This is a genomic window from Nostoc sp. TCL26-01, assembly GCF_013393945.1.
Taxonomy (GTDB): domain Bacteria; phylum Cyanobacteriota; class Cyanobacteriia; order Cyanobacteriales; family Nostocaceae; genus Trichormus.
In genome coordinates, this window is sequence record NZ_CP040297.1 from 6234363 (window position 1) to 6249195 (window position 14833).

9 protein-coding genes are annotated in these 14833 nt (G+C 42.4%); 7 read left to right on the top strand and 2 right to left on the bottom strand.

What is annotated here, in order from left to right; translation table 11 throughout:
• The first annotated feature begins 103 nt into the window (after positions 1–103).
• Together bchD and FD725_RS26990 are read left to right on the top strand one after the other, a co-directional pair.
• Positions 104–2134: a magnesium chelatase ATPase subunit D gene (gene bchD / locus FD725_RS26985; protein WP_179050968.1), complete on the top strand. Its 2031-nt coding sequence runs from the start codon at positions 104–106 to the stop codon at positions 2132–2134.
• A gap of 27 nt (positions 2135–2161) precedes the next feature.
• The gene (locus tag FD725_RS26990; protein ID WP_179050969.1) at positions 2162–2740 is read left to right on the top strand and encodes a Uma2 family endonuclease; all 579 of its coding nucleotides are present in this window, start codon (positions 2162–2164) and stop codon (positions 2738–2740) included.
• A 13-nt stretch (positions 2741–2753) separates the two neighbouring features.
• On the opposite strand, the gene FD725_RS26995 is transcribed toward FD725_RS26990, so the two are convergent.
• The gene (locus tag FD725_RS26995; RefSeq protein WP_179050970.1) at positions 2754–3539 is read right to left on the bottom strand and encodes an RNA polymerase sigma factor SigF; all 786 of its coding nucleotides are present in this window, start codon (positions 3537–3539) and stop codon (positions 2754–2756) included.
• Between the two features lie 690 nt (positions 3540–4229).
• Here FD725_RS26995 and FD725_RS27000 point away from each other — a divergent pair.
• Entirely contained in the window at positions 4230–8939 is a 4710-nt protein-coding gene (locus FD725_RS27000; protein ID WP_306296886.1) for an esterase-like activity of phytase family protein, read from the top strand.
• Between the two features lie 29 nt (positions 8940–8968).
• Here FD725_RS27000 and FD725_RS27005 read toward each other — a convergent pair whose 3' ends face one another.
• Positions 8969–9175: a hypothetical protein gene (locus tag FD725_RS27005; protein WP_179050971.1), complete on the bottom strand. Its 207-nt coding sequence runs from the start codon at positions 9173–9175 to the stop codon at positions 8969–8971.
• Between the two features lie 459 nt (positions 9176–9634).
• Between FD725_RS27005 and FD725_RS27010 the strand changes: the two genes are divergently transcribed.
• The 4 genes from FD725_RS27010 (at position 9635) to FD725_RS27025 (ending at position 14758) form a co-directional block, all read left to right on the top strand.
• Positions 9635–12301 carry an alkaline phosphatase family protein gene (locus FD725_RS27010; RefSeq protein WP_179050972.1) on the top strand — a complete coding sequence of 889 codons (2667 nt, stop codon included), beginning with the start codon at positions 9635–9637 and terminating at the stop codon, positions 12299–12301.
• A gap of 264 nt (positions 12302–12565) precedes the next feature.
• Positions 12566–13288, top strand: coding sequence for a Uma2 family endonuclease (locus tag FD725_RS27015; protein ID WP_179050973.1), 723 nt, complete (start codon positions 12566–12568; stop codon positions 13286–13288).
• Between the two features lie 261 nt (positions 13289–13549).
• Positions 13550–14158: a hypothetical protein gene (locus FD725_RS27020; RefSeq protein WP_179050974.1), complete on the top strand. Its 609-nt coding sequence runs from the start codon at positions 13550–13552 to the stop codon at positions 14156–14158.
• A gap of 222 nt (positions 14159–14380) precedes the next feature.
• Positions 14381–14758 (top strand): group 1 truncated hemoglobin, encoded by a 378-nt coding sequence (locus FD725_RS27025; protein ID WP_179050975.1) that lies wholly within the window; start codon positions 14381–14383, stop codon positions 14756–14758.
• Positions 14759–14833 lie beyond the last annotated feature (75 nt).

A 14833-nucleotide genomic window follows, 5' to 3' on the forward strand; every position in this document is an offset into this window, starting at 1 on the left:
ATGTACTATAACTTTATTCTAAATGTGCCAGAAATTGATATGCTAAAAGCCGAGACTAAAGCAGTGTAGCTGTTCCTCTTGCCTTCTCTCTATTTGCAAATCCATGCCTGCGCCTACCCTAAATCCCACAATCACTAGCTTTCCCTTGACAGCCGTAGTCGGTCAAGAAGCGATTAAATTAGCCTTACTGTTAGCAGCAGTCGATCCTGGTTTGGGAGGAGTAGCGATCGCAGGTCGTCGCGGTACGGCAAAATCTGTGATGGCGCGTGCTATCCACGCTCTCTTACCACCAATTGAAGTTGTTCAAGGTTCCATCAGCAATTGCGATCCCAGTCGTCCAGAAGAATGGGATGACCAATTGTCTGGAGATGTGGCAGACAACGTTGATCATATCCCGACAGAAATCATTCCCGCACCCTTCGTGCAAATCCCCTTGGGTATCACCGAAGATAGGCTCCTGGGTTCTGTAGATGTGGAACAATCAGTTAAACAGGGAGACACAATATTTCAGCCAGGGTTACTCGCCACAGCTAACCGGGGTGTGCTGTATGTGGATGAAATTAATTTATTAGATGAGCAAATCTCTAATCAGTTATTAACAGTCCTCTCAGAAGGACGCAACCAAATCGAACGTGAGGGGATTAGTTTCCAGCATCCTTGCAAATCCCTGTTTATCGCCACCTATAACCCAGAAGAAGGAGCATTACGAGAGCATTTACTAGATCGAATTGCGATCGCTCTTTCAGCTGACGGTGTTCTCGGTCTAGATCAAAGAGTAGCAGCAGTTGAGGTGGCGATCGCCTATTCCACATCGCCGCAAGAATTTCTCCAGCAGTACAGCGAAGATTTAGATTCCCTGAAAACCCAAATTATTCTGGCGCGGGAATGGTTAAAAGAAGTCACCATCACCCATGAACAAATTGCTTACTTAGTCGATGAAGCCATTCGCGGTGGCGTGCAAGGACATCGGGCTGAATTGTTTGCAGTCCGTGTGGCTAAAGCCGCAGCCGCTTTAGATGGACGCACAACCGTAAATGCCGATGATTTACGTCGGGCTGTGGAGTTGGTAATTGTCCCACGGGCAACCATTGTGCAAACACCACCACCAGACCAACCCCCACCACCACCGCCACCACCACCCCAAAATCAAGACGAGTCAGAGGAAGATCAACAAGAAGAAGAGGAAGATAACGAAGATAAACCAGAGGAACAAGAAGAACAAGAACCACCCAGCATTCCCGAAGAATTTATCTTTGACCCAGAAGGGGTAATACTCGATAACAGCGTCATGTATTTTGCCCAGATGGCAAAACGCCAAGGTAAATCCGGTAGTCGTAGTATTATTTTCTCTGATGACCGGGGACGTTATATTAAACCCATGTTGCCCAAGGGGAAAGTCCGCCGCATCGCCGTAGATGCTACCCTGAGAGCCGCAGCCCCCTATCAAAAAGCTCGGCGCGAAAGAAACCCTGATAAAAAAGTCATTGTTGAACAAGGAGACATTCGCTCCAAGCGCTTGGTACGTAAAGCCGGAGCCTTAATTGTATTTGTGGTAGATGCTTCTGGTTCGATGGCTTTAAACCGGATGCAATCAGCCAAAGGTGCAGTCATGCAGCTACTAACTGAAGCTTATCAAAACCGCGACCAAGTAGCCTTAATTCCTTTTCGGGGAGAACAGGCTGAGGTGTTGTTACCCCCGACTCGTTCGATTGCTTTAGCGCGGAACCGTTTGGAAAGATTACCCTGTGGTGGTGGTTCACCTCTAGCTCATGGTTTAACTCAAGCTGTGCGTGTCGGTGTTAATGCGCAAATGGGGGGAGATGTTGGACAAGTCGTCATTGTTGCTATCACCGATGGCCGAGGGAATATTCCTTTATCACGCTCCTTGGGTGAACCCCAAGAACCAGGAGAAAAACCAGATATCAAAGCCGAATTGCTAGATATCGCGGCGAGGATTCGCGCCCTGGGAATGCAACTATTAGTGATTGATACCGAAAGTAAATTTGTCTCCACTGGCTTTGCTAAAGAACTAGCAAAAACATCGGGAGGTAAATATTATCATTTGCCCAAAGCCACCGATAAAGCCATTGCTGCCATGACTAAGGGAGCGATCGCTGATCTAAAATCTAGGTAGTTAGCCCATCCTACACATTTAACACCTATGGTTCAGTCTTCTAATCAACGGCTCACCTTGGAAGAATTTCTCGCACTTCCCGAAGGTGACATTACATACGAATTTGTCAACGGTGAAGCTGTCCCCAAATACAAAGACGATGAAATGTCACCAAAGTTTTTTCATAGCTCGACTACTGGTGCTTTACTTATACTATTGTCTGCATGGGCGCAAGACAAAGGCCGGGTTGTCACTGAATGGGCAATCAAACTAACACGTAATCACCAAGATTGGATGCCAATACCTGATTTGACTTATGTTTCTCATCACCGTCTTGCTGCTAATTGGTTGCAAGATGAAGCTTGTCCGGTTGCACCCGAATTAGTGATAGAAATTATTTCACCGGGACAAACTTTTGGAGAGATGACGGAAAAAGCTACAGATTACCTCAAAGCTGGTGTATCTCGTGTTTGGGTAGTCGATACGAAAGCTAGAACTATCACTGTATTTGCTTCGTCTTCTTTCCCCATTACCTACCGAGATCAGCAAGTAATTACTGATGATTTGTTACCAGAATTAGATATTACCCCTAACGCCATCTTTCAACGAGCAGGCTTAAATCCTTGAAATCTGAGGGATGTTAAGGCCCTGTTACCACTGCTGGCGGTTGTAAATAGCAAATTAAATCTTGAATTCCCTTTTGCAGATATCTGGTAACTGTCATGGGACTAGTGCCAATATTTTTAGCCGCATCTTTCCGAGACAGTTCTTTTAAAAATACCATTTCTACAGCTTGTCGGGGTTTGTCTTCTAATAAACTAATAGCCCCTTGCAATTGTTGCCGTTCTTCATCTAACTGTTGCTGAGTTGTCGAACGGGGACAAGGAAGTGCTTCACCCAAAGTAATTTGGCAATCAACATAGTGAACTGCGGTAGCATCTAAACTTAAAGGCATCCGATTTTGTGCTGCTAGTTTAGTTTCTTGCCATTCTTGTACAGATACTTTTAATCTTTTAGCAATTTCCATATCTTTCGGTGGACGACCTAAAGAAATTGCTAACTCTTTACGAACTTTTTGCCCTTCGTTATATAATTCTTGCCAACGACGGGGAATTTTTAATAGAGTACTGCGATCGCGTAAAAAATGCAGCATCTCGCCGCGAATATATGGCACAGCAAAGGAACTAAAAGCATATCCTTGACTGGGATCAAAGCGTTCTATAGCTCTGATTAAACCAAAATAACCAATTTGTTCTAAATCCTCATAAGGTTCATTACATTGATGACTAAATTTATGAGCCATCTTTCTTACTAAACCAGTATGTAAATGAACTAGTCGATTACGAAGTCTAATAGAAGGATTTTGGTGGTATAAGCGTAATAACTCCATACCATCAGTTTGCATAGAGGACTCACTTGCTGCCATATAAAAATTCCTTTGTGGTAACTCCTTTTTTTGCCAAAATGGAGTTGCGTATTAAGTTCTTAAGCTGTCATTATTTTCCTTAGTCAAGCCTGAATAAACCATCGTCGTTTCACTGAACTTGTTAGAGGATTGACTTTAGTATTCAGTATTTGTACGCATGATTTGCAGATGCTTTCTTTAACAGGCTTTTTTATTTTTTCAACAAAAAATACTTTATGTATGGTCTTGATTTTTGCCAATAAACTCAACTTTTTCTGCTGGAAAATACATACATAAGTTGGGCAATCAGTAATAAGTAATAGCTAAGAAGGTGCTTTTATTTGTACTGAGTTTTTCTAAAAATCAAGCACTAGTCCTATGACAGGTAGGAGGAAACTACCCTCTAGCTTTCTTGATAACTACTGTTTTTGAGCGCAAACGGTATTTTAACCATTTGTTCTGTTTGACTTATTTTTTTCTTAATCTTCAAATTTCAATATCTTATTTGCTAGCCAAGTTCTCTGATAGTGTTCCCGTCAAAGTCTCCATTGGGAATTTAGGTAATCCATACCTCTAGTTAGAGTGACATTGCTTCAGCAGCTGATGACTACAAACTTCAGAAACCGAGGATGGTATATCTACTCCCAAGCCACTTAACAGAGAGAACTTAAATAGCAGCAACACTCAAAACCCAGTAAAAATACATTAAATATGGCCATCCAGAACGGAAAAACCACAGCATCTTCTTACGTTAATAACGTAAATAATTCAGATAATACAAAAATAGTACCTTTATTGACTGTGGGAGATGAAGTACCCTTACTACTGAGTACGTTTAGCTCCATTGAAGCACCCAAAACAGATGCTACAGAAAAATATGCCTTTACTGGTATACCCGATGGCACAGGAGCCAAGCAAGTAACTGTCAATGGGAAAACTTATAATTACGTTTGGGTCAACCACGAGTTAGGTAGCAGTGTATCCACAGATATTTCTAGCACCTTCCCTGGGGAAAAAATTAATGGTGCTAGAGTTTCCCTCTTCGTTTTTGATGAAAGCTGGAATGTTATCGGTGGTAAAAATCTGATTCAAACCGCAGTAGACAGTACTGGTACTTACACCTTAAACACCACGACTGGTCTATATACTAACACGGCAGACTCAACCAAAACCCTAAGCTTTGATCGCTTCTGTTCTGCTTACCTTGCTGCATCTGGATTTGTTGATGCTAATGGGCAAGAAACTCCTATTTTCTTTGCTCCAGAAGAAGGCAGTGATAGAAGTCGGGGTTGGGCTGTCACACCAGATGGTACAGCAGTAGCAATAGACGGACTAGGGCGCTACAGAAAAGAAAATGTACTCGCAGCTGCTCAATATCGAGCTGTCAATTCAGACAAGACGGTACTAATCTCGGCAGAAGATAATGCTGACGGTGAATTGTATTTGTGGGTAGGTACACAAACCGCCGAAGACCCCAATGGCTTTAAAAACGGAGATTTGTACGTCCTGAAAGTTGCTGACGCAGACTATGAAGGGCAAGTCAGCGAAGGTATCAAGAAAGCGGCTACCTGGACAAAAGTTGATAAATCAGCTGTTTTCAACTCAGATGGTACACCAAAAGCCAGTGGAAATTCTGCTACTGACTCTAATGACTTAACTGACTTTGTAAATAGTGTAGGTAAATCCACCAACTTCCAACGCATTGAGGATATTGCCGAAGACCCCAGTAAACCAGGAACCTTTTATTTCGTCACAACTGGGACTAAAAACAAACCAGGAACAGTTGGGGCAAATCCTACCGACATTGCTGCAACTCCGGCGGAAGCAGAAAATCCCTATGGTAGACTCTATCGCTTTAGTTTAAACACCTCAGATCCTACAGCCGCGATTAGTGACTTTGAACTGCTGTTGACTGGTGGCGCGGGTAAAGGCAATAGCTACGACAACGTTACCGTCGATAAATCCGGCAAAATCCTGATTCAAGAGGATGAAACATCCTTCGGTGGCGAGCTGATGAAGGCTGAGAACCGCGAAGCTTCTATCTATGCTTTTGACCCCACTACCAAAGCTATTACCCGTCAGTTTGCTTTAAATGAGGACGCTGCTGGTACTCAATTCAACAACCCTGATGTTAAAGGCCAGTGGGAAAGTTCAGGCATTATTGAACTACCAGCCCAATCTTTACCAGGACAGGGTGCTTATCTGTTCGATGTGCAAGCTCATACTGTACAAAATTCCCCCAGTTCCACCACTACTCTGAACGGTAATCATGCTGAAGGTGGTCAATTATTAGTTGCTCTACCTGTACCAAAAGTTGAGTTAGTTGGCTTTGCTTCTTTACCTGCTGATACCTTTAGCGACGGGCCAGCTTCTGGTAATGGTATTTCTGGCAATGGTAGAACAGGCCCCTTCCCAGGACAGCCAGTACAGGGTTTTAGCGCTGTACAGTTCGCCAACAGTAACTCTTTCTACTTCCTCTCAGATAATGGCTACGGTGCTAAAAATAATAGTGCTGACTTCTTGTTACGTATCCAACGTCTAGACCCGAACTTTAAGGGAACCGAAAACGGCGATGGTAGCGTTAAGTTTTTAGACTATATCCAACTGTCTGATCCTAATAAGAAAGTTCCTTTCCAAATTGTCAATGAAGGGACTGCTGATAGATTACTGACTGGTGCAGACTTTGATGTCGAGTCCTTTGTCATTGATAAAGATGGTTCATTGTGGGTTGGTGAAGAGTTTGGCCCTTACCTACTCCACTTTGATGCTACTGGTAAGTTGTTAGAAGCGCCCATTGCGACACCTGACCGTTTCAAAACTCTAGATGGCACAGCACCAGAAGTCATAGGTCATAGAGGTGCGAGTGGCTATCGTCCTGAACACACCCTGGCTTCTTATCAATTGGCAATTGACAAAGGTGCTGATTTTATTGAGCCTGATTTAGTTGTGACTAAAGATGGTGTGCTGATTGCGCGTCATGAACCTGCGTTGGCAGTTTTGAACGCTGATGGTAGTGTGAATCTGAGCAATACAACCACAAATGTCTACCAAATTGCGAAGTTTGCCGATCGCAAAAAAACAGTCAGCTTAGATGGTACACAAATTACTGGTTGGTTTGCAGAAGATTTCACTTTAGCGGAAATCAAAGAATTACGCGCTGTAGAGCGTTTACCTTTCCGAGATCACTCTTTTGATGGTCAGTTTGAAATTCCGACTCTCAAGGAAATTATTGACCTAGTGAAGAATGTCGAAGCGACGACAGGTAAAAAGATTGGTATCTATCCTGAAACTAAGCACCCGACATATTTTGCTCAAGAAGCTACTTATGTAGGTACAACAGAGAAAATCAATCGGAACATTAGTCAGATACTCATCGATACCCTCAAAGCTAATAACTTCACTGACCCCAGCCGTATTTACATCCAGTCCTTTGAAGTCGGTAATCTCAAACAGTTGCATGATGTGATCATGCCTGCTGCGGGAGTAGATATCCCACTTATTCAACTTTTGGATGCTGCTGATATTGACATCAACGGCAAGATTATCGAAAGTCAACCTTACGACTTGCAGGTTAGTGGTGATACCCGCACCTATGGCGACTTGCGGACTCCCACAGGTTTAGCTGATGTGGCTAAATACGCTGATGGTATTGGCCCTTGGAAGCGGATGATTGTCAGCGTCAAAGGTACTGATGCTAATGGTGATGGCGTAGCAGATGATATCAATGGGGATGGAGCTGTCAATGATGCTGATAAGACTTTATTACCTCCCACGACCTTAGTTCAAGATGCTCACAACGCCGGGTTGCTGGTTCATCCTTACACCTTCCGGGCTGAAGACCGGTACTTAGCCAAAGATTACACAGTTAATGGCAAAGGCAAGTTAGCACTGGAAATTCAGCAGTTCTATCAATTAGGTGTAGATGCCCTATTCTCAGACTTTCCCGATATTGCCGATCAAGTACGGGATCAACTCAGAGATAATCCTTTGTATAATGTAGTGCGATCGCCACAAAATCCTGATGTGCTTTCCGGAAATGCGATCGCTAATTTGGGCGCTTCTAAAGGCTTTGAAGGTGGCGCTATCAATGCCAGCAAAACCAAGCTGTATATGCTGTTGGAAGGGACTGTCCAAGGCGATACTCCTGGTGCTTTGCGGATTAACGAATTTGATCTTGCTAGCCACAAATACACAGATAAGAAGCTGTACTACAGACTGGATACTCCCGCAAATGCGATCGGTGATTTAGCTGTCATCAATGACAATGAATACCTGGTCATTGAACGGGATAATGGTCAAGGAGCCTCAGCTAAATTCAAGAAAATCTACAAAATAGACCTGTCAAAAACCGACTCCAACGGTTTTGTGTCGAAAGAAGAAGTTGTGGACTTGTTGAATATCCAAGACCCCAACGACCTCAACGGTGATGGTAAGACTACCTTCGACTTCCCATTCCAAACAATTGAAGATGTTTTAGTTGTTGACAAAAACACCATTTTGGTAGCTAATGACAACAACTATCCCTTCTCTACAGGTCGTCCAGGCAACGATCCACAAAATCCCAAAATCGACAACAATGAGATTCTGTTGTTGAAGTTGGATAAGCCCCTCAACCTGGCTCCCGGTTTAGGTCAGCCCAAAGCCGAAGACATTAAGTTTGGTTCCACCGGCAGTGATGACATTACAACTCAACCCAATCAAACCTTGTTGACAGGTGATGGTGCAGACTTTGTTGAGTCGAATGGCAACAACACAATCAGCACAGGCAACGGTGATGATACTGTAGTTACAGGTAGCAACTCATCTGTATCCACTGGTAGTGGTAACGATCAAATTGCGATCGGTGCTAATGGTCCAGCCAGCAACACCAATGCTGATGGTGGTAGCGGTGATGATGAAATTACCGTCGTTGAAGCCAATGGTAGCAACAACCTGTTTGGTGGAGCCGGTGCTGACAGCTTGACTGTAGTCGAAGGTTCACGCCAATCATCCTTCGGTGGTTCTGGTAAAGACACCCTTACCAGCAACGGTGACAAGAATCGTCTCTATGGCGGTTCTGGAGATGACAAGTTGTTCTCCAACGTCAATGACTCCCTGTTTGGTGGTGATGGTGATGACGTGCTATTTGCTGGTGCTGGCGGTGGTAATCGCTTGACTGGTGGTGCAGGAATTGATCAATTCTGGATTGCTAATGGCAGTCTACCTACGAGCAAGAATATCGTGGCTGACTTCACTATTGGTGTTGACAAAATCGGATTGGGTGGAATTGGCGTAACTCAATTCAGTGCCTTAACTTTGGTGCAACAAGGTAGCGATACTTTAGTGAAGAGTGGAGCGACTGAGTTAGTTTCTTTACTAGGAATTACTTCTACTAATCTGACAGCTAGCGATTTCGTCTTCTCTGCTAGCGTTATCGGTTAGGCATGATGAAAGTTCATTTTTAAAGTCAGTTAATTTCCACTGATTTCTGAAGGCGGGGTAGTATTGCTATCCCGCTTTTTATATTTTTCAGGAGTTTTTTCCAGATAATCTATCTCCCCAGACATACTTATCACTGAAACAAGCTGATTATTTGAAAAAATTAACTTTTTTATAATCTTTTCTAAATCTTCAACAATTATTTTTTGTGAGTAACCAAAAGTAGATGAACTATCCACACTAATTGGATGTATAGGATTATTACTTGATTTTTGAACAGATACGTAGTGGCGTGGCAAGACTAAAATAGTGCAATAGTAGAGTGCGTTGTTGCGTACTCCTTCGGAGAACCCGCAGGGTAGCATAACGCACCGCCAATGAGATTAAGACGGTGCGTTACTTCGTTAACGCACCCTACAAAAATAAAAATATATCGCCACATTTAAAGCTTGCCATGCCACTACATATACTTAGATTTTTTGTGTAAGCACAGGCTACGCCAACAGAAATCAAATCGGATTCCTATAGATTTTAAGCATTTTGTAGCCGATTACAAATAATGGTTCTGTGGTCAAAAATTTGCAGTGCGGATTTGGGAGTAATTAATAACAGTAATTAGTAACCTAATTTTCTGATTCTCCACAGATACACAAATGCTGCGATTAGGCAAACAGCAAGATATTTAGGGAGTAGTTGGTATGACTGATACAAATGGCAACGCTAAAAACGTCATTATTTTTGTTGCAGATGGATTGCGTCACGGTTCTGTCAATCCTGTTGATACCCCAACTTTATACAGCATCCGTCAGCAGGGAGTGAGTTTTACTAATAGTCATTCACTGTTTCCTACATTTACCACACCGAATGCTTCGGCGATCGCCACAGGACATTACCTGGGTGACACTGGTGATTTCAGTAACACTATTTATAGTGGCTTTCCTACTCCTAATGCTAATGGCAGCGTCACGCCATTTATTGAAAATAATGCTGTTCTGGGTGATATCGATGAAAAGTTTCCCGGTAACAACTTTTTGGATGAAGATTCTCTGCTATCTTATGCGCGATCGCAGGGTTTTAACACAGCCGCAATTGGTAAGTTAGGGCCAGTTGCTATCCAAGATGTCACCCAAGTTAACCGAGAAGGTGGGACTGCGGGGAATATTCCCATCCCCAAGACTGTCATTATTGATGATCGCACAGGTGCAGCACCTAATCCTGTAACAGGCTCCCCCCAAGCTGTACCACTTGACCCGGATATTATCGCTCGTTTACAGGCGGCTGGCTTACCAACAACCACCCCTAGTAGAGGCGCAAATGGTGTTTCTGGCAATAATACAACTCCAGGAACTACAGTTGCGAATGTTGACCAACAAAAGTTTTTTATCGATGCCACAACTAAAGCAGTTCTACCCGAATTTCAGGATGAGGGTCAACCATTCGCTCTAGTTTACTGGTCAAGAGACCCTGATGGTAGTCAACACAATCAAGGTGATAGCCTCAATAGCCTCACCCCAGGTATTAATGGGGACACTTCCAAAGCTGGTGTCAAGAATGCTGATGATAACTTAAAGCAACTTCTCGACTACCTCAAAAGTACAGGTTTAGACAAGACTACTGATGTTTTTATCACCTCTGACCACGGTTTTTCTACCATCAGTAAACAAGCGATTGATAACCAAGGTACAAAAACTAACAGTTATGCGGCTACGCTAACCTACGCTGGTGTCAATCAAGGATTTCTCCCACCGGGTTTTGTGGCCATTGATTTAGCTCATGATTTAGGTCTAACCTTATATGATCCTGATAAAAATACAGTCGCGCCTCTAGACATCAATAATATTCAGTATGCTGTTGTTGATCCCACACAAGGTCAACGTCCTACGGCTGGGAATGGTGTCATTGGTGGTACAGGCAAGATTGTTAATGGTCAGCTTGACACGGGTACGAAGGTGATTGTAGCTGCCAATGGCGGCTCTGATTTGATTTACCTGCCGAACAACGACGTTAACTTAGCTAAACAGGTAGTAAATTTCCTCTCGCAAAAAGATTACATTAGTGGGATTTTTGTCAACGATGCTTTTGGTTCCATTCCCGGAACTTTACCACTAAGCGCCATTGGTTTAAAAGGTGATGCGAAAACACCAGTACCATCGATTATTATCAATTTCAAAACCTTTAGCACAGACCCAAGTAACCCTAACAATCCCCAAGCTGAAGTAGAGATTGCTGATACAGGATTGCAACAAGGACAGGGTATGCACGGTAGCTTTGGTCGAGGCGATACTTTCAATAATATGGAAGCTATTGGCCCTGACTTCAAGACGGGTTATGTAGACTCTGCGCCTGTGAGTAATGCTGATGTCACGACCACACTAGCCCACATTTTAGGATGGAACATACCTAGCAATGGTGATTTAAAAGGCCGGGTGATTACAGAGTCACTGGTGGGAAGTCCTGACAGCGTTGCTTATACTTCTGGCACTTTGACCTCAGAACCAGCTAGCAACGGTCAAACCACTATTTTGAATTATCAGACTGTGGGCAATACTCCCTACTTTACAGCTGCGGGGTTTAGCGATCGCACTGTGGGATTAAACCCCTTAGATGTGGAGTTTGGTACTACTAATAGTGATGATATCTCTCTCAAATCAGGACAAATCCTCTTTTCTGGTGATGGTGCAGACTTTGTTGAGTCGAATGGCAACAACACAATCATTACAGGCAACGGTGATGATACTGTAGTTACAGGTAGCAACTCATCTGTATCCACTGGTAGTGGTAACGATCAAATTGCGATCGGTGCTAATGGTCCAGCCAGCAACACCAATGCTGATGGTGGTAGCGGTGATGATGAAATTACCGTCGTTGAAGCCAATGGTAGCAACAACCTGTTTGGTGGAGCCGGTGCTGACAGCTTGACTGTAGTCGAAGGTTCACGCCAATCATCCTTCGGTGGTTCTGGTAAAGACACCCTTACCAGCAACGGTGACAAGAATCGTCTCTATGGCGGTTCTGGAGATGACAAGTTGTTCTCCAACGTCAATGACTCCCTGTTTGGTGGTGATGGTGATGACGTGCTATTTGCTGGTGCTGGCGGTGGTAATCGCTTGACTGGTGGTGCAGGAATTGATCAATTCTGGATTGCTAATGGCAGTCTACCTACGAGCAAGAATATCGTGGCTGACTTCACTATTGGTGTTGACAAAATCGGATTGGGTGGAATTGGCGTAACTCAATTCAGTGCTTTAACTTTGGTGCAACAAGGTAGCGATACTTTAGTGAAGAGTGGCGCGACTGAGTTAGTTTCTCTGCTAGGAATTACTTCTACCACTTTGACAGCTAGCGATTTCGTCTTCTCTGCATAGTTTAGTTGATTTTACCCTGATTGTTAAATAAATATACTTTAATCTTTAGCCCAAAATGTGTTATAATTTGGGCTATTTTTATCTATTTTAACAATCCCATTTCTCTTATATGTTGAGTGTGGCAGAGCGTAACTCAAAAATCATCTTGGGTTTCATTGCGTTACACCCAAACTACTATGTAATTCCTGATGACATTTGTAATTTTGATTTTAAATTGTTTAATGCCTACAATCTATTTAAAATCTGCATCTGCCTATACAGCTCATGTTAAACTACAACCCGTTACATTGTTTGCCATCTTCCGAAGAACTGCCTGACTCTGAGGATATACCTGTGGATAATGAACTACAAGATTTAATTCCTAGTTTACTTAAAGCTTCACTAGCTTTAGTTTGGTCAGACCGTTGGGATTGGTTGTTTGGTATTAACTTGGGTATATATTACGACCCAAAAAAACCAGCTATTGTCCCTGATGGATTGCTCAGTGTAGATGTTAATCGCTTTATTGATGGAGATTTGCGCTTCAGTTATGTTTTGTGGGAAGAAAAAAAACCGCCGATTTTAGTCTTAGAGGTAGCTTCGCAAAAACATCTGGAAGAATACACCACCAAACAAGAATCCTATGCCAAAGAATTAGGAGTTTTGTATTACGTTATATACAATCCTTTTCGTCGGAAAAAATCTCCTTTGGAGGTTTATCGATTAGAAAATGGCGAATATATCCTGATGTCAGGAAATCCCGTTTGGCTACCTGAAGTTGGTTTAGGAATTGGACGAGAACGGGGCATTTATCAAGGTATAGCAAGGGAGTGGTTATATTGGTATGACGAACAAGAACAAAGAATACTCACACCCGAAGAACGGATGATTGAGGCAGAACAACGAGCTATTTTAGAAGCACAGCAGCGTTTAGAAGCAGAACAAGAAGTCCAAACGCTAAGAGAAAGGTTGAAAGCTTTGGGTTTTGAGCCGGAAACGACGGTTTAATGAGTGATGAGTGTTGAGTGATGAGTGCTGAGTGCTGAGTGATGAGTGCTGAGTAAAAAGAAAATATGTATGTTTTCTAGCTCTTAGGGTCTAGTCTAAACATATAAAATCAGCTTATATTCACGCACAGAAATCTCTGCGTGATTTTTAATTTGCATAAATGTTAATTGATTTGGTAATTCGGGAATCATATCAATAAACACACTGCCTGACAATACAATTTGTCACAGCAATTTATTGATCATCACCGGCAAATCAAGTATGGATATTAAATTAGGGTTCGGCTCTATTCCTAAACCTCAATATGTTTTTGTGAGTAAAGAAAACGATCACTGTTGGTATACGCTCTCAGATGATGCTAAACCAATACCAATTTATGATCGGGCTTTAACAGGTTTCATTACAGGAATTGAAGTTAATAAAAAAATAGAAACTTCACATGGAGAGTCTGAAAAAACTGATTTGCACATTTTAGCAGATAAACCTTATATTATTCGTTCAGGTAAGGAATCTTATTTTTCTAAAAGTTTACTACTTTCGTTAGATGTTTTGACTTGTGAACAGTTACGTCAGCCGTTAACGATCGCAGTGAGTCCTGGAGATAAGACAATTGTCTTTTGTACTATTTATAATCCTGTGACTTATCGTTCTGTAGGGGTGAGTTGGGATGGACATAAGGAGATTGATTGGCAAGCTTTAGGACAAAAAATTAGTCTCAAAATTAATGATACATATTTAGCACAATTAAATTGGAGTCCAGAGCAGGGCAGGGAATATTTGCAACAGAAATATGGCAAGCGATCGCGTTACCATCTTTCTGAGCTTGAACTGCTGGAGTTTACTAATTACTTGCGACTGCAACTATCTTGAAGAATTCAGGAGTCAGGAGTCAGAATTCAGCATGAATACTGTACGACTGACGCACGTATTCTGTTCGATCAATAAGATTTGGGTTTACTTAATAATTATGGCGATCGCTATTTGCCAAATTTACTTATAATTATACCAATTCTGCATTTTTGGCATAGTTAAGCTCTGGCTTTAACTAACAGTTACAAACCTTTAAAAAACTTAAATTATTCAGAGGAAAATATGAACAACTTGTATCAAAAGCTAGGTGGAAAAAGTGCTGTCGAGCTTGCTGTTGATAAGTTCTATGAGCGAGTTTTGCATGATGCCCGGATCAAACATTTTTTTGAAAACGTGGACATGAATAAACAACGCGAACATCAAAAAGCATTTTTGACTTATGCTTTTGGTGGCGCTCCTCAATATAATGGCAAGACGATGAGAGATGCCCATAAACACTTGGTTGAGGGTATGGGGTTAAGTGGTGAACACTTTGATGCTGTCGTGGAAAATTTATTGGAAACTCTCAAAGAATTAGGAGTGTCCGATGAACTGATTGGAGAAGTAGCGGCTGTAGCTACTGCACCTCAGCATAAAATGGATGTATTGAATGCCAGTTAAATAGACTAGAACTTACGCACTCAACCAATAAACCATAAATGAGGATGGTCAATGGTCAATAGTCAATAGTCAATA